Origin of the sequence: Pontibacter russatus (assembly GCF_009931655.1) — a bacterium.
Taxonomy (GTDB): Bacteria; Bacteroidota; Bacteroidia; order Cytophagales; family Hymenobacteraceae; genus Pontibacter; species Pontibacter russatus.
Window position 1 is genome coordinate 3432073 of the sequence record NZ_CP047984.1, and the last position, 18353, is coordinate 3450425.

Genomic DNA, 18353 nt, shown 5'->3' on the forward strand with positions numbered 1-18353 from the left:
AGCAACAAACCCTATATGAAGAAGCATTTATTTTTACTGATGGCGGGGCTGGTGCTGAGCCTTGCGGCACACGCGCAGCAAAAAGGCAGGCAGCCCAACATCCTGATCATCGTCTCCGACGACCACGCCTACCAGGCCATCAGCGCCTACGGGGGCGACAAGTTGATGGAGACGCCCAACATCGACCGCATCGCCGGGGAAGGGGCCCTCTTCAACAAAGCCTACGTCACGAACTCTATCTGCGGGCCGAGCCGGGCCGTTATCCTGACGGGGAAGTACAGCCACAAGAACGGCTTCAGGGACAACGAGAACTCCAGCTTCGACGGCAGCCAGAACACCTTCGTGAAAGAGCTGCGCAAAGGGGGGTACCAGACCGCCTGGGTGGGCAAGTGGCACCTGGAGACCGACCCGCAGGGCTTCGACTACTGGCAGATACTCCCCGGCCAGGGGCACTACTATAACCCCGACTTCCTGATGATGGACGGCAGCCGGAAAAGGATAGAAGGCTATGTGGCCAATGTAACGGCCGACGTGGCCGAGGAGTGGCTGGAGAGGCGGGACAAGGAAAAGCCTTTTTGCCTGGTGATCGGCCACAAGGCCACCCACCGCACCTGGATTCCGGACACTGCCGACATGGGCATGTTCGACGAGGTGACCTTCCCAATTCCTGAAACTTTTCACGACGGTTATGAAAACCGGGAGGCGGCCAGGGTGCAGGAGATGTCCGTTGCCCGGGACCTCATCATGGGCTACGACCTGAAGATGTTCCCGGACTATGACAGCATCAGGGACGGCAACATCACCCGCATGAACGCCGCCCAGCGAGCGAAGTTCAAGGCCTATTACAAGCCCATCTACGAAGACCTGCAGGCCCGGAACCTGACAGGGAAGGAACTGGGGGAGTGGAAATTCCAGCGCTACATGCGCGACTACCTGGCCACGGCCGCCTCCATGGACCGCAGCATCGGCCGCACCCTGGACTATCTGGACAGAAACAGACTCACCGGCAACACCATCGTCATCTACGTGTCGGACCAGGGCTTTTTCCTGGGCGAGCACGGCTGGTTCGACAAGCGCTTCATGTACGAGGAGTCGTTCCGCACGCCGATGATGATGCGCTACCCTGGTGTGGTGAAGCCCGGCACGGTGTCGGATGACTTTGTGATGAACCTCGACATCGCCCCAACCATGCTGGATGCGGCCGGTGTCGCCATCCCTCCCGACATGCAGGGGGAGTCGATGCTGCCCCTGCTGACCGAAAGAAATGCGAAAGGCCGCGACGCCATGTATTACCATTACTATGAGAACGGCGAGCATGCCGTGTCGCCTCACTTCGGCATCAAGACCAAACGCTACAAGCTGATCCGCTTTTACAAACGGGTGGAGTCGTGGGAGCTCTACGATCTGCAGAAAGACCCGCGCGAGCTGGACAACCTGTACGGGAAGAAGGGCTACGAGAAGCTCACCGCCAACCTGAAGAAACAGCTCGACGGGCTGATAAGCCGGTATGAGGACGGGGACGCCAGGCAGATACTGCTGCATCAGTAGAAAACTTTAGCTTAGCAGACTATGAAAAGACTCAGCATTCTCTTTTGTATGGCGCTGTTCGCGCTGTCAGCCTTTGCGCAGAAACGGCCGAACGTTATCTTCATCCTCGCGGACGACATGGGGTATGGCGACCTGGGCTGCTACGGGCAGGAACTGATACAGACTCCGAACATAGACAAGCTCGCCGCCAGCGGCATGCGCTTCACCCAGTTCTACGCGGGCACGTCTGTCTGCGCCCCCTCCCGGGCCTCGCTGCTGACCGGGCTGCACACGGGGCACACGCCGGTGCGGGGCAACTTTGAGATACAGCCGGAAGGGCAGTTCCCGATACCCGACTCCACTTACACGATGGCAGAGATGTTCCGGAAGGCGGGCTATGCCACCGGCCTGTTTGGGAAGTGGGGGCTCGGGCACCCGGGCTCGGAGGGCGCTCCCGAGCACCAGGGCTTCGACCGGTTTTATGGCTACAACTGCCAGCGGCAGTCGCACAACTTCTTCCCGGACCACCTGTGGGACAACAAGCAGCGGGTCGGGCTGGCGAACACGCCGACGGACCAGCGGCAGTACGCGCCCGACCTTATCCAGGAAAGGGCCCTGGCCTTTCTTACCGGCAACAGCAAAGCGCCCTTCTTCCTGTACCTGGCCTACACCCTGCCGCACGCCGGGCTGCAGCTGCCGGCGGGAGATAGTGTGTTTGAAGCATATAAGCGGAAGTTCGGTGAGAAGCCGGTCGCTGTTCCTGAAAAATGGGATGGAAAAGGTTACCAGCCGCAGGCTTACCCGCGCGCCGCCTACGCCGCCATGGTCACCAAGCTGGATAGCTATGTGGGCGAGGTCATGCAGGAGGTGAAAAGGCTGGGCATCGAAGAAAGCACGCTCATCGTCTTCACCAGCGACAACGGGCCGCACCGCGAGGGCGGGAACGTGCCGGAGTTCTTCAACAGCAGCGGCGGCCTTAGGGGCATCAAGCGCGACCTGTACGAGGGGGGCATCCGGGTGCCGATGATCGCCGCCTGGCCTTCCGTTATCAAAAAAGGGACGGAATCAGACTACGCCGGGGCCTTCTGGGACTTTTTCCCCACCTTCGCCGCCTTGGCGGGCCAGCCCGCCCCCGCCGGCACAGACGGGATTTCCATCCTCCCTGCGCTTACATCCAGAGGAAAGCAGAAGCAGCACGCGTTCCTGTACTGGGAGTTCCACGAGGACGGTGGCAGGCAGGCCGTGCGGATGGGGGATTGGAAAGGCGTGCGGCTCGGCGTGAAGAAAGACAGGAACGCCCCCGTCCAGCTGTACGACCTCGCCACCGACCCCCGGGAGATAAAAGACATCAGCGCCGCCCACCCGGATGTTGTGAAGCAGATAGCAGCCATCATGGCGCGCGAACATATAGCAAACAAAGATTTCCCGCTGGTGGCGGAGAAATAAGGCAAACCACTACAGCCTGTTTCTGCCGCTTCAGCATACAGCCAGCCGCCCAATCGCATCCCGGCCATATATGGAGCAGGGGGCTGATGGCGAAAGAATATGCTTTGCTCATCACCAGTGTAACAGAGCCCCCGCTTGCACGCCGCGTTTTCCCAATGTCTGCTGTTAACATCTTTCGTCCTACTGCTTCGTAAAGAGAAGAATCATGTATTTACTCTGAAACGTGATCTATATATGGCAGACAGCAGTGAAGAGAAACATCAGGACGATAAAGGGATGCAAGGCGGCATGGGCATGCGCGGTGTAACCAGGCCTATGGCCGAGCAGGAGGTACGGCAGCACAATAAGCAAATGCACGGGGAGGGGCAGCACCAGCGGGGCGAATATCACCAGGAGGAGCATCAGCAAGAGAAGGGCAACGGCCACAGCATGGTGATGTCGGATGATATGCGGGAGAAGATGCTGCACATGCACCACATGCAGACCCTGTGGGTGTACTGGATGATTATCCTCCTCGGTGCCTGGGTGCTCATCTCGCCGCTCACGTTTGATTACAGCATCGGCACGGTGGAGCCGTCGGGCGGCAGGAGCGTGTGGCTCACCCTAGACCAGCGCATCGCCTTCATGAAGTGGAGCGACATCATCAGCGGCGCCCTGCTGATCTTCTTCGGGTGGCGCGGGCTCACGCCGAACCGCCCCGTCAGCCTCTGGGTCTGTTGCTTTGTCGGCATATGGCTCACCATGGCACCGCTTGTTTTCTGGTCGCCAACGGCGGTGGCTTACCTCAACGACACCCTGGTGGGGGCGCTCATCATTGCCCTGGCCATTCTGATACCGGGTATGCCCAACATGATCATGTACATGAAAATGGGCCCCGAAACACCGCCAGGCTGGAGCTATAATCCCTCGAGTTGGCCGCAGCGCTGGATCATGATGGTGCTTGGCTTCCTGGGCTGGATCGTGTCGCGCTACCTTGCCGCCTTCCAGCTCGGCTACATCGACAGTGTCTGGGACCCGTTCTTCGGGCAGCAGAGCGAGCAGGTGCTCAACTCTGCCATGTCGCACTCGCTGCCCATCTCCGACGCGGGCCTGGGCGCCATCGCCTATACTCTTGAGTTCCTGATGGGCTGGATGGGGGCTCCCTCGCGCTGGCGCACCATGCCGTGGATGGTCGCCATCTTCGGTATTCTGGTCATCCCGCTGGGATGCGTCCATATCTTCCTGGTCATCAGTCAGCCGGTGATGGTGGGTGCCTGGTGTACGTTCTGCCTGCTGGCCGCAGCCATCATGATCCCCATGATACCGCTGGAGGTCGATGAGGTGATTGCGATGGGGCAATTCATGAAGAAGAAGGTGAAAGAGGGCGAAGGCTTCTGGAAAGTGTTCTGGAAGGGCGGCACCATTGAGAGCGATGCCAAAGACGAAGCGCCGGAGCTGATGCAGTTCCCGCAGGAGCCGGGGGCGGTGTACGCGTCTTCTATATGGGGGGTTAGCTTCCCCCGGACGCTGACCGTGGCGGCACTGCTGGGGGCGGCGCTGGTGTTTGCCCCAGGCCTTTTCGGTGTGGGGATACAGGAAACAGTGGCCAACGTCTTTCACCTGACCGGTTCGCTGATTGTAGTCACCTCCGTTTTTTGCATGGGTGAGCCGCTTCGCAGGGGCCGCTACTTTAATGTGCTGTTGGGGCTGATTGTGGCGGTGGCGCCCTGGTTCCTGAGCAGCAGTCCGGCAGGTTTAAGTGCAGCCGGCGTGGCATTGGGGCTGGCCGTGGCGGCGCTGGCGCTACCGCTGGGCCCTGTGAAGCAACATTATGCCGGGTGGGATGAGTACATCAGGTAAAAAAGTGCTGCATGAGGAGCGGGTGCTTTCGGACGAGGAGATAAAAGCGGGGGCGCGGGAGGTGCTGTACAAGAACATGATCAGTGGCCGGAGGAATGACTTCAACTACCACTACACCAAGCCTTCCCCGGGTACGTACCCTTTCCAGTACTTCTGGGACACTTGCTTCCACATTTTTACGCTGACCGCGCTGGGCGAGGTGGACATGGCTAAAAAACACATGCACAGCCTTTTTGAGATGCAGCGCCCCGACGGCTTTGTAGGCCACATGAACTACTGGAAGAGGTTGTGGCCCGCCCGCATCACCGACCTGCTGCAGCTCAGGCCCCACGATGTGCTGCGGCTCTACAGGCCCCACATGTCGGCCCTGTTGCAGCCGCCCATTGCCGCGCAGGCCGCGCTCCGGATTTACCAGCACAGCCAGGACCTCTCTTTTGTAAAGCAGCTGTTGCCGAAACTGAAAAAGTACTACGGGTGGCTCGCCAGGAACCGCGATTTTGAAGGGGAGGGGCTGCTTTCCATCATCACACCGTTTGAATCGGGCATGGACTGGAAAGCGAGTTACGACCCTTTGCTGAAGTACGATAGAGGCAAGGCCGGGCCGCTGCTGTTCTGGAAGGTGCTGCAAGTAGACGCGCACAATTTCCTGAAGGGCTATGATCTGCCAGCAATCTACAAAAGCAACAGGTTTATCGTGAAGGATGCTGCCTTCAACACCATTTATGTGCAGAACCTGCAGGCCATGGCAGCCTTGTGCAACGTGGCAGGGGAGGAGGATGGGCTGCACTTTTTGGAACAGGCAAGGCAGACCGAAAAAAGTATAGTTCGCTATATGTATGATGAGGAGGACGCCGCTTTCTACGACCTCCACGGCCACCAGTTTGAGAAGCTGAGAGTGCGCACGGGCACCATCTTTTTTCCGGTGGTGCTTAAGAGTGTGCCGGACGAGGTGTGCCGGCGCGTACTGGGGAGGCACCTGTTGCACCAGGACGGCTTCCATGTGCCTTTCCCGGTTCCGTCGCTTGCTGTCGATGAGCCTGCTTTCAACCCCGACGGCTCGCTTTATATCTGGCGTGGGCCCACCTGGGTGGTGTTCAACTGGTTTATGCAGGGCTACCTGCTGGAGAAAGGGTACCGGCAGCAGGCAGAGGAATTGCTGCTGAGCGTGAAGCGGCTGATTACCAAAAGCGGCTTCCGGGAGTATTATAACCCTTTCACCGGTGAGGGCCACGGAGCGAGGGATTTTACTTGGTCAGGACTGGTGGTGGATATGATCAACAGGCTGCAGGAAGGGACACAGCGTATGTAAAGGCAGAGAGGTATGCTGTTAAAGGTGTGATATCCATACCCCTTCTGCGGCTGCCCATCATATATGAGGCCGTGGTTCTAATGTTTGACAACAAAATGAATACAGGTGTTTCATCACGCGAGAGAGCTGCGGGTTAATGCGCACATGTCCAGCTCGGGGTGATCTATAAAACCATAACGGGCAGTCAAAAAGCCGCAACAGAGCCCTCTGGTTCATGCTGTACTTTCTTTTCGGGCTCATATCCCAGGTGCAGTGGCCGTTGTAACGCAGCTAACGGGCAGCAGCCTGACTTCCGCAGCCTGCTCTCCTTATATAACCTTGTGCTGCACGGTTCCGGCGTCTTCCCAAAGGCAGAGGGTTTTGCCATTCCCCAGGCTGTAAACTTTCGGCCAGCTGCCTGCGCCTAACGCTGAGGTAGTGTTCGTGTTTAAGTTATGAAGCTTTATCTGCCCGTCCTGCTGCCATATCACACGGGCACTGCCACCCGACTGCGTCAGAGAGCAGCTTCTGCCCACGCCTATTTTCTGCTCCGGCTGGCTTTCCTGGCTATAAAATATCTCCCCCTTCCGCTGCCACGCTGAGTTCACGAGGCCGCTTTCCCCGATCGCCAGTCCGCCGCCGTCCATCGGGCAGCCTTCCAGTTTCCAGGTGCCCTGCCCGAACCTGCGCGGAGCCGTGAAGGTTTCCCCGTTGTCTGTGGAAGACGTGTAATAGATGTCTCTGGCGCCGTTCAGCCAGTTCCGGAAGGAGATGGTGAGTTTATTGCCGCTGTGGGCAATGTTGGGCTTGCAGCATTCGCAGACTGTGCCGTCAGGGGAGGCATACACCAGTTTATTGGCTGCCCAGGAGGCCTGGTCAGCGGCAAGAGAGGAAAAGTAAATTTTGTTTTTCCTGTTCCCCCTCGTGTCCAGCCACACTGCATAAAATATGTTGTCCTTATCAGCGGTGAGCGCCATGAGGCCCTCCGGCGCCGAACCCGCGACATCATTGGCGTTGGCGATTTCCTTCCATTTGTTATTGCTGTGGCTTAGCATATACGCATGGATGTTGCCTGCCTTGTCCATGGCCGTGACAAGGCTGTAGTTTCGGGAGGAGGCAATCTGCGGTCCCCTCGACATGCCCAGGTGCATCTCCGGCAGGGTGGCCACCTTCACCGGCTCCGAAAAGCTTTGTCCGCTATCGGCAGAGGACATGGTATAGATGGTGTCATCTTTCCCGAACACGACGCGGATGGTGCCCTTGGTGTCAATCGCTGCGTTGGGCTGCTGGCCGCTCACCGCGCCGCCAGCCGTTGCTGCCGCAGCACAGAGAAAAACTGCCCCGAAAAAGAGCAGGAAGGTTTTAAGAAGTAGCTTCATATAGCTTTGTGTACAGGTGTAGTTTATGTGTAACGGCCTATAAACCGGAAACGGTGTCTGTGCCGGGGACATTCAATATAACGTTTTTTCATGTAACTGACGATATGCAAAAAGCAGTTTAAGAAGTCTCCGGGTATATAGCACGAGCGAGGATGCACATGTCTACTATCCCGCGGCCTCCGGCTGCCCATATAATGCAGGCTGCCCTTCTGGAAGCCCACCCATTTCAGCCCGCAGCTTAGCTACTGCCAAGGCTATATATGCAATTTATATATGAACGCAACCTATATATGAACATGCTGCCTATATAGGTACGGGCGGGAGGCCCTGTGACAGCAGACATGAGCGGGGACGCCCGCGCCATATATAACGGTATTGCCCTGAATAATATGGGTATGCCTTCAAGGGAGACAATATACCTGGTGCGGCCAGGCAGTGGATGTGCTGCATGTGCAGCAGGAAAGAGACCAAAGCGGCAAAAAGATGCATCACTAAACTGGGATATTCATAATCCTTCTGCGGCTGTCACTCGTTTATGAAACTTTATATCCATGTTCCACCACAAAAATGAAAACAAATGTTCCATCACGTAAAAGAGTTACAGTTTAATGCGCGCGTCTCGAAGCCGGACCCCAAGTTTGCCAGCCTGCTGCTGGAGCAGTTCGGCGGCGCGAACGGGGAACTGAAGGCGGCCATGCAGTATTTTGTGCAGGCTTTCCCGGCCCGCCAGCCCTATCCCGACAAGTACGACATGCTCATGGACATCGCTACCGAGGAGTTCAGCCACCTGGAGATTGTCGGGGCCACCATCCAGATGCTGCTCGGCAACCTGAACGGGGAGCTGAAGAAGGCGGCAGACGAGTCCGAAATCATGCAACTGCTCAAAGGCAAAGCCGAGAAAGAGTCCTTCATACACGAGGCCATGGTCAACCCACAGTTCTTCGGGCTGAGCGGCGGCAGCCCCACGCTCACCAACAGCCAGGGCGTGCCGTGGAACGGCTCCTATGTAGACGCGAACGGCGACATGGCAGTGGACCTTCGCTCCAACATCGCGGCGGAGGGCCGGGCCAAGATTGTGTACGAGTACCTGATGCAGTTCACCGACGACGCTTATGTGAAGGAGACGCTCAAGTTCCTGATGACGCGCGAGATAGCGCACGCCCAGATGTTCGAGGCCGCCCTGGCCACCATCAAGCCAAACTTCCCGCCGGGAGTGCTGCAGGGCGACCCGCGCTACAGCAACACGTATTTCAACATGTCGAACGGCATGGAGGTGCGCGGCCCCTGGAACAATGGCGCAAGCCCTGAACTGGGCGAGGAGTGGCAGTACGTGCAGGACCCGCTGAGCCACGTAATCCAGACAAACGGCCTGCTGGACCAGCAGCCAGTGGGAGCAAGCATGACGATGGACCAGGCGGAGCAGAAGAGCAAGGCGCTCGGGGAGGAGCGGAGCGGCCATATATCTGAGAATGTACCAAAAGGGGAAAACCAGTGGAGCACGTATCCGCAGCAGAACCTTTAGCCCCCTGCTGCTCCTATATATGGCAGAAGATAAATTAACAGAGGGTAAATCGCTTAAAACAGAGGAGGGGTCGGTGGAGATTCAGTTCTACACCGACCCCCTTTGCTGCTGGAGCTGGGCCTTTGAGCCACAGTGGCGGCGGCTGCGCTACGAGTACAGCGGCAGGATAAAGTGGCGCTACCGCATGGCGGGCCTCATCCCCAACTGGGGCAGCTACAGCGACCCCCTGAACGGCGTGACAAAGCCCATCCAGATGGGGCCTATATGGCTGGAGGCAAAACACCTGTCGGGCATGCCCATCGAGGACAAGGTGTGGTTCAGCAACCCGCCTGCCTCCTCCTATCCCGCCTGCATAGCCGTGAAATGCGCAGGCCTGCAGTCTGCGGGTGCGGCCGAGATATACCTGCGCCGCGTGCGCGAAGCCATCATGCTGCATGGCAGGGACATCTCTAAAACGGAAGTGCTGCTGGAAGTGGCGAAGGCGCTCTCGGAGGAAAGCCCTGATTTGCTGCACTATACCATGTTCGAGCAGCAACTGCACGGCGAGGCGGCCCGGAAAGCCTTTGAGGAGGACCTGATGCAGGTGCGCTATCACCGCATTACCCGCTATCCCGCCCTCACTATCAGCAAGCCCGGGCAGGAAGGCCTGCTCATTGTAGGGTACCGGCCTTACGAGGCGCTGGTGAGTACGCTGCAGAAGGTGGCGCCGGAACTGGAGCCCGTCCGGCAAGTGCAGGATGTGGCGGAGTACCGGCGGTTCTGGGGCGGTGCCACAGACAGAGAAGTAGCGGAGGCACTACGCGCAGGAGGCCAGGGGCAAGCTGCATCTGCTTTAAGCAAGCCTCCGAAGTAATACCAGTACCGGGCGGACTTAGGAAACTTACCTTTTTAAATCCACCCTAAATTCCACCGGCTAGGGTGCCCACTATATATGGCTTTTGTCTTAAATACGCGCGTGTGAATCTTGAACCTTTTTGGTATAGGTGCTCGGACAAAACCTTTTTAACCTGCCCATTAGAGCATTATATATCACAAACTTTTGAGAATAAGCAAGATGTAATACAGGAAAGTCTTAAGTCTTGATACCTGATACTTGTGTCCTTTTACTTATCTATATATAAAGCAGCCATGGAAAACGTGAAGCTGAATGAATCAAACTCTTCCTTCCATGTTTCGGGGAGCGAGGCCATGAGAAGCCTGAGAATAGAGCAGGTCTGGGTTCGCCAATGGCCCGAGCGGGCGGACGAATTCAAGCTTATTGTTCTGGATGAGAAAGACGTCCCTATATACCGCCAGATCCTGCATGCGCAGGAAGCACCGGAAACAGCGGGCACCGACACGATAGCAGTAGGCAAGGAGTTTGCGTTTTACGACCATCTCTCCGTAGTGCTCACCACCGAGCCCGGGGGAGTGCCCTTCAGTGCTGAAATTATATTTAAATGAAGCGCACTTTATGTCCGGTTCACGGGGTACGGCAATACCGGCAGCTCATAATATATTCAGTAAATAACCGCTTATACCCCGCTTGACGGCCACAATTTTTTATAACCACTTTTCCCCATTCCGTTATTTGAGCTGCCTGCGCAGCAGTTGCGCGTTGACGGCCACGATCACGGTGCTCAGGCTCATCAAAGCGGCACCCACGGCGGGGGAGACCATGATGCCCTGCTGGTAAAGCACACCAGCAGCCAGCGGGAGCGCGATGACGTTGTAGGCGGTGGCCCAGACCAGGTTCTGGATCATCTTGCGGTAGGTGGCCTTGCCGAAGAGGATGAGGGAGGCGATATCCTGCGGGTTGCTGTTGACCAGGATGATGTCGGCTGTCTCGGCGGCCACGTCCGTGCCGGAGCCCACGGCGATACCCACATCGGCCTGGGCCAGGGCAGGGGCGTCGTTCACGCCGTCGCCCGTCATGGCCACAAACTCCCCTTTGGCCTGCAGTTCTTTCACCTTTTCCTGTTTTTGGTGGGGCAGCACGTTGGCCAGGTAGCCGTCCATGCCCAGTTGGTCGCTCACGCTCTTGGCCACGCGCTCGTTGTCGCCGGTGAGCAGCAGGTTTTTGATGCCGTTCTCCTTCAGCACCCGTATCGCTCCGGCCGACTCTTCCCGTATCTGGTCGCGCATGGTGATGTAGCCGACCGGCTGGCTGTCCACGAGCACGTATACCACTGTTTCAACGCCCTCTTCGGCCTCGCTGGCGGGCACGGCAATGTCATACTCCTTTATATAGTTCGGCCCTACCACTTTCACATCTTTTCCTTCCACCACACCTTCCAGCCCTTTGCCCGGCAGGTAGTTGAAGCCTTGAGAAGGAGGGACCGCTATACCTTCAGATTTAACCTTGCGCAGTATACCCTGTGCGATAAAGTGCTCCGAGTTCTGCTCCACGCCAGCCGCCAGGCGCAGCATTTCCCGCTCATCCATAGTGTTTCCGAACGCTACGACAGAGGCAATTTCGTGGGAGCCCTGGGTAAGGGTGCCGGTTTTGTCGAAGATGATGGTGGTGATCTTGCGGGAGTTCTCGAAGGCGGTGCGGTTGCGGATGAGCAGGCCGTTATTGGCAGACACGGCCGTGGAGATGGCCACCACCAGCGGCACCGCCAGCCCCAGCGCATGCGGACAGGAGATCACCATCACCGTCACCATGCGCTCCAGGGCGAAATCAAGCGCCGCCCCGGCCAGCAGCCAGGCAGCCAGCGTGCCGAAGCCGGCCGTGAGGGCGAGATAAGTCAGCCACTTGGCAGCCTTGTCGGCCAGGCGCTGCGTTTCGGACTTGGTCTTCTGCGCCTCCTGCACCAGCGTGATCACCTTGTTGAGGTAGCTCTCTTTGCCGGTATACTCTACCCGCACCCGCAGCACACCGTTTCCGTTGATGGAGCCGCCGATTACTTTGTCGCCGCTGTTCTTCTTGACTGGTTTGCTCTCGCCGGTGAGCATGCTCTCGTTCAGGTGGCTCTCGCCGTCCTCCACCACGCCGTCGGCGGGCACCTTCTCGCCCGGCTTTACCAGTATCAGGTCACCTTTCTGCAGGTCCTCTATCCTTGCTTTCACCGTCTCCCCATCCCGGATCAGCATGGCCTCAGCGGGCATCATGCCCACCAGCAGCTCCAGCGCCTTGGAGGCACCCAGCACCGAGCGCATCTCGATCCAGTGCCCCAGCAGCATAATCACGATCAGCGTGGCCAACTCCCAGAAGAAGTCCATGCCCTCCAGCCCGAACGTCACGGCTGTGCTATATAAATAAGCCACCGTGATGGCCACCCCGATGAGCGTCATCATGCCGGGCGTTCCTTTCTTAACTTCTTCCCAAAGCCCCGCCAGGAAGGGCCAGCCGCCGTAGAAATAGATGACGGAGGAGAGCACGAAGGCGATGTACAGGCTGTAAGGCACCTCCAGCTTGAAGCCCAGGATGTGCTGCACCATCGGGCTCAGGATAATGACAGGGACAGAGAGCGCCAGCGACACCCAGAACCGCTTTTTGAAGTCCTCGATCATCATGCGGTGGTGGTCGTGGCTGTGCTCCCCGTGCGGCGGGTGGCCGGTCGTGTCCCGGTGCATGGCCTGCCCGTGGCCGTGCAGCGTCTTTTCTTCCAGCCGCTCTTCTGTCTTTCCGGCTTCGTTCGCTGCCCGCTCTCTGGCGCTGTGGTGGTGTTGGTGGTCGTGATTCATGGGAGCAAAACTATATATCTGAATACTGCGTGGAAGACAGGTGTATAACGGTAGACTCATGCAGGAAATTCTTCCCGCTGCCACTGCTCCAGGATAGGGCCCGCCTGCTACGAAAGTAAAGATAGCCACTCGCACCTCCGGCAGCATTATAGGATTTGGGCGAATAGTTACATGTTTCGTGCCTGCAGAAGGCGAGTTAGTTCGATGCAGGGTGGCTGTCCAGGAAAGTGAAACCGTAAACAGACCTGTGGGGTTTGGGAGGCTTGGGTATATAGGATGGTTAAAGCCTGTGCGGTTGAAAGCGCAGCCTTTAACTAAAAAGGCTAAAGAGGCGGCGGGGGATCTGTCAGATGTCCAACCGGCCTCTTCAGCCTTCTTTTCCGCTCACGTATGCCTGGTCGGAGGCGCCTACGGGTCTCCGGGTGCAAAGCGGGCAGTTTTGTTTATAGGCCGGGGCCCGTGGCAGCGGGGGATATATAGCCAACAATAAGCCTGCTTGCCGCCGGAGCCCTGGTCTGCAGCCACCGTTTTTAGATAGTGAAGTCCGTCCACTTCTGGTCGGACTCGTTGGAGGCTACCGCGCTCTCCACGAAGGCCATCCCTCGCAGGCCTTCTTCCACAGATGGGAACTCAGCAGTGGTGTTCTCCTGGCCGTCCATTCTGGCCGACACGGCCTGCACGAAGTTTCTGTAGATGTTGCCGAACGCCTCGAGGTAGCCCTCGGGGTGGCCGCCCGGGGTGCGGGTGTTGTTCTTGGCCAGCGTGCCCAGGTAAGGCTGTCCTGCGCGGTACACTTCGGTAGGTTTGCCCTGCCATTTCAGTAGTAAAGTGTTCGGCTCCTGCTGGTGCCACTCCAGGCCGCCCTCTTCGCCGTCTATTTTTATCAGGAGGTTGTTTTCCTCCCCGGCGGCCACCTGCGAGGCCGTCAGAACGCCTCTGGCGCCGTTATCGAACTTGAGCAGCACCGCGCCGTCGTCATCCGACAGCCTTCCCTCCACAATAATGTCGAGGTCAGCGCAGAGCTGCGTCACCTGCAGCCCGGTAATGTACTCGGCCAGGTTGAAGGCGTGCGTGCCGATATCGCCCATCACGGAACTCTTGCCGCCCTTTTTGGGGTCGGTTCTCCAGGCGGCGCCCGCGTTGCCCTCCCGCTCCGTCATCTTGCTCAGCCAGCCCTGGCGGTACTCCACCGCTACTTTTCTTACCTTCCCGAGCGCGCCGGACGCGATGATTTCCTTTGCCTGCTTCACCATCGGGTAGCCGGTGTAGGTGTGGGTGAGGCAGAGGATAAGGCCGGTTTCCTCTACTTTCGCTTTCAGTTGCTTGGCCTCGTCAAGCGTCAGCGTGATAGGTTTTTCGATGACCACATGGAAGCCGTTTTCGAGCGCCAGCATGGCCGGGGCAAAGTGGGCAAAGTTAGGGGTAACGATGGTGATGAAGTCCATCCGCTCCCCCTCGGGCAGCTGGCTTTCTTTCTGTATCATCTCCTCGTAGTTGGTATAGATCCTGTCTTCGGGAAGAAACAGGGAGCGGCCGCTGTCAATGGCTATTTCCTGGTTGATGCTCAGGGCGCCGCACACCAGCTCTACCATCCCGTCCATATTGGCAGCGATGCGGTGAATGGCTCCGATAAAGGCATCTTTGCCCCCGCCGAGCATGCCCATCCTTAATTTTCGGTTCATAGTTGTTTTTAAATTAGAATTGGTTAGGATAAATACTGATTAAAAAAGTAACATGGAGCACTAATTTCAATCCAATTTACAAAAAGATTTGAAAAGGCACCAAAGAGCTGCCAAATTCCCGGAGCAGTGCCTACCCATATGCGGGGCCCAGTGGCAGGCGCGGATGGCGGGCACTGAGGCAGAGGTGTTCATTATAGGCATGAAGCAAAAGTTATATGGCATGAAGTAAAAGGACATCTGGTTCATGTATCAAGACATAAAACTCTTTGCGTTATATATAAAAGGGATGCGGCTGACTGAGAAATTGTCTCTGCCAGCCGCGTCCGCCAATGCCGTCCACTTAAGGACGACTACATAGAATTTTGTCATTTCAAACACGCTTGAGGCGTGAGCCGAAGAGAGCCAGCGTAGCTGAGAGGAATCTATCTGGAATTCTGTTTAGAACTCTCACGTTGTTCGAGATGACAAAGGAAGACTCCTCAAGTTGACGGTATTGCCTCACCTGCCCTTACTTCTTCACCATGCTTTGCAGGAACTCCCGCACTTCCGGGGTGTCGTACTCGGCCATGCCTTCCTGTTTGGCCACAATCTTGCCCTCCGGCGAGATGATGAACGTGGTGGGGATGGCGTTGGAGTAAAACTCCTGCGGAAACTGGCTGGCGGGCATATATACCGGGAAGGTGTAGCCTTTCTTGTCAATGAATTTCCGCACCTTCTCCATACCGCCCTCGTCCACCGACAGCATCACGAAAGCGATTTTGTCGGAGCCCACTTTCTCGTACAGGCTTTGGATATTCGGCATCTCAGCGATGCAGGGCGGGCACCAGGTCGCCCAGATGTTCATAAACACCACCTTGCCTTTCAGGCTCTCGAAGGCTATTGTTTTGCCGTCCAGCCCCGTTAGTTGGAACCCGGCGCCTGCCATGCCCGCTGCTACAGCGGAGGTGACTTCCGGTGCAGCAGGAGGGGCCGCCGACACAGGCTCGGGCACGTCGGCTTTTTTGATGCCGGTGGCCAGCAGCAGCCGCTGCACCTGCCCGATGGCCTCTGTGTGCAGGCCCGTCGCATATAAGATTCCGAAAATAGCGAGCATGACGGCCCAGCCCGGAATGTTCCTGAGTGAAAATTTACGCTTGTTCATGATTTCTATATCTTTAAGTGATAAACTGCTTTTAAGGTAATCTCTGGCTGCCTGCCTACAACTCAACCGTTATATAGCCCTGCCGCTGCAGGTCGAACAGATAGGTGAGGCCGTTCGGGACAACCTCCACGCCGTCCACCAGCGTTTCCGGGTCGATGCTGAACTGCTTCAGCGACAGGCCGCAGACTTTGTAGGTGACGCCCGCTGCGCGGCCTTGTCCGAGTTGCTGCGCCATGTTGCTTCCTTTCACGAAGGCCTCCACGGATTTGCCGCAGGCCATCACCACAAAGCTCCCGCGGTTGTAGGGGCTGTTCGGTGTTATGGTTTCGGCGGTGTTTACGGCTGCTTTCAGGTGGTTGGGCTGGCTGATGAGCACCGCGTACCTCTTCTTGGCAGCCGCTGTGGCAGTGCCTTGCTGTGCCTGCACTGCCGTGGTACGCGCGCCGAGCAGCATGACGAAGGCAGCGGCCAGTACAGCGGCATACCTTCCGGGGCGCGTGCCCCTCATGCTACCCTGCGCTTTCTTTTTCAGCGCTGGTAACTGGTCCAGGCTGTAATATACGGCACCATTCGCCATAAAAAACAGCAGCACGCCCATCAGGGCAATGTTCTTGAACAAAGGCCCCGCACCAGCTGGGTTCGCCACCTGCACCGTCAGGGTAATGGGGATAAGGATGGCTAACAGCACGGCGGCGGCCACCCTGGTCCTGAACCCTGCCAGCAGCATAAAACCGCCCAGAAGCAGCCCGGCTCCTGATAGTATAATCAGTGTTTCGGGCGGCGCAACCCAGGCAGCCATATGTGCGATAGGCACTTTCTCGAGCCGGGCAGTTACACCGGTGGTGTTAAAAAGGTGGTTCAGGCCGGCAGTAATAAAGATGAGGCTGGCCATGCCGCGCATCGCCAGAAACGATAGTTTTTGCAAAGGGGTATTTTCCATACAGGAGATTTTAAATCTTAAAATAAATGAGGTACAGGTTGCCCTTTTCCCTCCACAGGAAGGAATAAGAGGCGGCATATATGGGCAGGAAGGCGATGTGTCTGCCTTTGTCTGCCGGCCATATATGCCTTGTGCTACGCGTGCTTTATTTTAAGAAAACCTTGGCGGGTCGGGGTCAGCCTTCAGGCTGGGAGTCTGGTGGATGCTGTCAGCAGAAGGTGTTGCCAGTTGAGCGATGCCTGTCAGGAAAACGCCATTGGACTTGTTCTCAGCGATTATAGCATAGAACTGCTGGCTGCAGTCTGTGGCGGCAGTGGCTCCGCTCTGCTGTTCGGAGTGTGTCTGGTGCTTCAGGCACTTTTTGGCGCATTTGCGCTTCACGAGCCGCTTGTCTCCGTTATCCGCCGTTCTCAGTTCATGCTGCTTCACACACGCAAAGCCGCTCACGCGCCCGTCTGTTTGCGACAGGGTGAACAGCAGCAGCAGTGTGCTGAAAAACAGGAGCAGATAATGCTTCATTCCTTCAAAGCTAAGAGGCCATATATATAACATCAGCTGGCCGGAGAAATTGTAACCCTCATAACGTGCCCGATAGGGGCAGCCACAATTTATATGTAAAGGTACAACCTACAACTCCGGGTACCAAATCGGCTTTACATTGCTGGCTATAATTCCCCGGCCTTTGGATGATACCCGCTTTGGCCCTGAAAGCCTTTCCGGCCGGGCCTGCGCAGCTTTCAGAGTTGGTCTGAATATATGGAACTTGCCTTTTGTTTCCTTTTCGGTGAATTTAAACGTACCTGCTGCAAAGGTACGGCACTCGCAATACGGCTTCAGTGACCTAGGTCACGCAGGCGGCTAAGCCAGGAAGATTTCTTTGAGGATGATATAAATGCCCATCACGAGCACGAACCAGCCAAAGGAGGTTTTCAGTTTGTCGGCGCGCACTTTGGTGGAGAGGAACGTGCCGATGAAAATGCCCGCAATGGAGATGGCGGAGAAAATGGTCAGGAACAGCCAGTCGATCTCGTAGTTGTAGATGTCGCCAAGGAAGCCAAAGAGCGACTTGACCGCGATGATCAGCAGCGAGGTACCCACCGCCATCTTCATGTCCAGCTTGCTGAAGAGCACCAGCGCCGGGATAATCAGGAAGCCGCCGCCCGCGCCCACCAGGCCTGTCAGGGTTCCCACCACCACACCCTCGGCCAGGATACCGGCGTAGTTGAACCTCGGCTCAGGATGCGAGGCGTCTGGCTGTTTTAGATCCGCTTCTGTGTCGGCGCTCTCCTCTGCCGGGTCTTCTTTCGCCCGGATCATGCTGATGGAGGCAAACACCATCAGGGCGGCAAACAAGAGCATCAGCAGCACGCCCCTGGTCACCAGCAGGTCGCCTACCGTGAAGAGGTTTTCGGGGATGGCCGGTACCAGGTAGCGGCGCGTGAGGTACACCGACACGATGGAGGGCAGCCCGAAAACCGCCGCCGTCTTCAGGCTCACCAGCCCTTTTTTATAAAACTTATAAGAGCCCACCAGACTGGTGAGGCCGACGATGAACAGGGAGTATGCGGTGGAGAGCACCGGGCTGAAGCCGAGCAGATACACCAGCACCGGCACCGTTAAAATAGAGCCCCCGCCCCCAATCAACCCAAGTGAAAGCCCGATGATTAGTGCCGCCGCGTATCCTAAAATTTCCATTTTACCTGTATAATGATTGTCGGATACAAAGGTACGGCCCGCCAGCGCGGCCTACAGTGACTGTTGTCACAGAGGGAGGGGTTGGAGTTAGGAAGTTAAAGAGTTAGAAAGTTTGGGTGTTAGGAAATTAGAGCGTTTGGGAGTTAGAGCGGGAGGTCGTAAGCAGCCGGTAAACCTGTGGCGAGGTGTAGCCATATATAGCCCGCACATTCTATAAATTTAAAA

The 18353-nt window shown here is 57.1% G+C and carries 14 protein-coding genes; 7 read left to right on the forward strand and 7 right to left on the reverse strand.

Annotated features, from left to right (window positions below):
- Positions 1-15 precede the first annotated feature (15 nt).
- From GSQ62_RS14285 to GSQ62_RS14300, 4 genes are all read left to right on the forward strand, one after another.
- Entirely contained in the window at positions 16-1548 is a 1533-nt protein-coding gene (locus tag GSQ62_RS14285; RefSeq protein WP_161890131.1) for a sulfatase family protein, read from the forward strand.
- Between the two features lie 21 nt (positions 1549-1569).
- Positions 1570-2973, forward strand: coding sequence for an arylsulfatase (locus tag GSQ62_RS14290; RefSeq protein ID WP_161890132.1), 1404 nt, complete (start codon positions 1570-1572; stop codon positions 2971-2973).
- A 234-nt stretch (positions 2974-3207) separates the two neighbouring features.
- Complete coding sequence (locus GSQ62_RS14295; RefSeq protein WP_237586636.1) at positions 3208-4812, forward strand: vitamin K epoxide reductase family protein; 1605 nt, start codon at positions 3208-3210, stop codon at positions 4810-4812.
- Positions 4796-6121, forward strand: a complete 1326-nt coding sequence (locus GSQ62_RS14300) for an amylo-alpha-1,6-glucosidase (RefSeq protein ID WP_161890133.1) — start codon at positions 4796-4798, stop codon at positions 6119-6121. The genes GSQ62_RS14295 and GSQ62_RS14300 overlap by 17 nt, the downstream gene beginning before the upstream one ends.
- A gap of 308 nt (positions 6122-6429) precedes the next feature.
- Here the strand turns inward: GSQ62_RS14300 and GSQ62_RS14305 are convergent, their stop codons facing one another.
- On the reverse strand, positions 6430-7479 hold the full coding sequence (locus tag GSQ62_RS14305) for a hypothetical protein (protein WP_237586637.1): 1050 nt from the start codon (positions 7477-7479) through the stop codon (positions 6430-6432).
- 577 nt (positions 7480-8056) lie between these two features.
- On the opposite strand from GSQ62_RS14305, the gene GSQ62_RS14310 reads away from it, so the two are divergent.
- From GSQ62_RS14310 to GSQ62_RS14320, 3 genes are all read left to right on the forward strand, one after another.
- A complete protein-coding gene (locus GSQ62_RS14310; RefSeq protein WP_161890134.1) occupies positions 8057-9001 on the forward strand; it encodes a manganese catalase family protein in 945 nt (314 codons plus the stop codon).
- Positions 9002-9020: 19 nt separating this feature from the next.
- A complete protein-coding gene (locus GSQ62_RS14315) occupies positions 9021-9854 on the forward strand; it encodes a DsbA family oxidoreductase (RefSeq protein WP_161890135.1) in 834 nt (277 codons plus the stop codon).
- Between the two features lie 275 nt (positions 9855-10129).
- Positions 10130-10444 (forward strand): hypothetical protein, encoded by a 315-nt coding sequence (locus GSQ62_RS14320; protein WP_161890136.1) that lies wholly within the window; start codon positions 10130-10132, stop codon positions 10442-10444.
- Between the two features lie 123 nt (positions 10445-10567).
- Here the strand turns inward: GSQ62_RS14320 and GSQ62_RS14325 are convergent, their stop codons facing one another.
- From GSQ62_RS14325 to GSQ62_RS14350, 6 genes are all read right to left on the reverse strand, one after another.
- The gene (locus GSQ62_RS14325) at positions 10568-12670 is read right to left on the reverse strand and encodes a copper-translocating P-type ATPase (RefSeq protein WP_161890137.1); all 2103 of its coding nucleotides are present in this window, start codon (positions 12668-12670) and stop codon (positions 10568-10570) included.
- A gap of 530 nt (positions 12671-13200) precedes the next feature.
- Positions 13201-14352: a Gfo/Idh/MocA family protein gene (locus tag GSQ62_RS14330; RefSeq protein ID WP_161890138.1), complete on the reverse strand. Its 1152-nt coding sequence runs from the start codon at positions 14350-14352 to the stop codon at positions 13201-13203.
- Between the two features lie 508 nt (positions 14353-14860).
- Positions 14861-15493: a TlpA family protein disulfide reductase gene (locus GSQ62_RS14335; protein ID WP_161890139.1), complete on the reverse strand. Its 633-nt coding sequence runs from the start codon at positions 15491-15493 to the stop codon at positions 14861-14863.
- A gap of 55 nt (positions 15494-15548) precedes the next feature.
- Positions 15549-16433 (reverse strand): DoxX family membrane protein, encoded by an 885-nt coding sequence (locus GSQ62_RS14340; RefSeq protein WP_161890140.1) that lies wholly within the window; start codon positions 16431-16433, stop codon positions 15549-15551.
- Between the two features lie 150 nt (positions 16434-16583).
- On the reverse strand, positions 16584-16952 hold the full coding sequence (locus GSQ62_RS14345) for a hypothetical protein (protein ID WP_161890141.1): 369 nt from the start codon (positions 16950-16952) through the stop codon (positions 16584-16586).
- Positions 16953-17291: 339 nt separating this feature from the next.
- On the reverse strand, positions 17292-18128 hold the full coding sequence (locus tag GSQ62_RS14350; RefSeq protein WP_161890142.1) for a sulfite exporter TauE/SafE family protein: 837 nt from the start codon (positions 18126-18128) through the stop codon (positions 17292-17294).
- Positions 18129-18353 lie beyond the last annotated feature (225 nt).

Bases quoted from the DNA above. Each gene is read 5' to 3' on its own strand.
- GSQ62_RS14285 (WP_161890131.1), top strand. From the start codon at position 16: ATGAAGAAGCATTTATTTTTACTGATGGCGGGGCTGGTGCTGAGCCTT.
- GSQ62_RS14290 (WP_161890132.1), top strand. From the start codon at position 1,570: ATGAAAAGACTCAGCATTCTCTTTTGTATGGCGCTGTTCGCGCTGTCA.
- GSQ62_RS14295 (WP_237586636.1), top strand. From the start codon at position 3,208: ATGGCAGACAGCAGTGAAGAGAAACATCAGGACGATAAAGGGATGCAA.
- GSQ62_RS14300 (WP_161890133.1), top strand. From the start codon at position 4,796: ATGAGTACATCAGGTAAAAAAGTGCTGCATGAGGAGCGGGTGCTTTCG.
- GSQ62_RS14305 (WP_237586637.1), bottom strand. From the start codon at position 7,479: ATGAAGCTACTTCTTAAAACCTTCCTGCTCTTTTTCGGGGCAGTTTTT.
- GSQ62_RS14310 (WP_161890134.1), top strand. From the start codon at position 8,057: ATGTTCCATCACGTAAAAGAGTTACAGTTTAATGCGCGCGTCTCGAAG.
- GSQ62_RS14315 (WP_161890135.1), top strand. From the start codon at position 9,021: ATGGCAGAAGATAAATTAACAGAGGGTAAATCGCTTAAAACAGAGGAG.
- GSQ62_RS14320 (WP_161890136.1), top strand. From the start codon at position 10,130: ATGGAAAACGTGAAGCTGAATGAATCAAACTCTTCCTTCCATGTTTCG.
- GSQ62_RS14325 (WP_161890137.1), bottom strand. From the start codon at position 12,670: ATGAATCACGACCACCAACACCACCACAGCGCCAGAGAGCGGGCAGCG.
- GSQ62_RS14330 (WP_161890138.1), bottom strand. From the start codon at position 14,352: ATGAACCGAAAATTAAGGATGGGCATGCTCGGCGGGGGCAAAGATGCC.
- GSQ62_RS14335 (WP_161890139.1), bottom strand. From the start codon at position 15,493: ATGAACAAGCGTAAATTTTCACTCAGGAACATTCCGGGCTGGGCCGTC.
- GSQ62_RS14340 (WP_161890140.1), bottom strand. From the start codon at position 16,433: ATGGAAAATACCCCTTTGCAAAAACTATCGTTTCTGGCGATGCGCGGC.
- GSQ62_RS14345 (WP_161890141.1), bottom strand. From the start codon at position 16,952: ATGAAGCATTATCTGCTCCTGTTTTTCAGCACACTGCTGCTGCTGTTC.
- GSQ62_RS14350 (WP_161890142.1), bottom strand. From the start codon at position 18,128: ATGGAAATTTTAGGATACGCGGCGGCACTAATCATCGGGCTTTCACTT.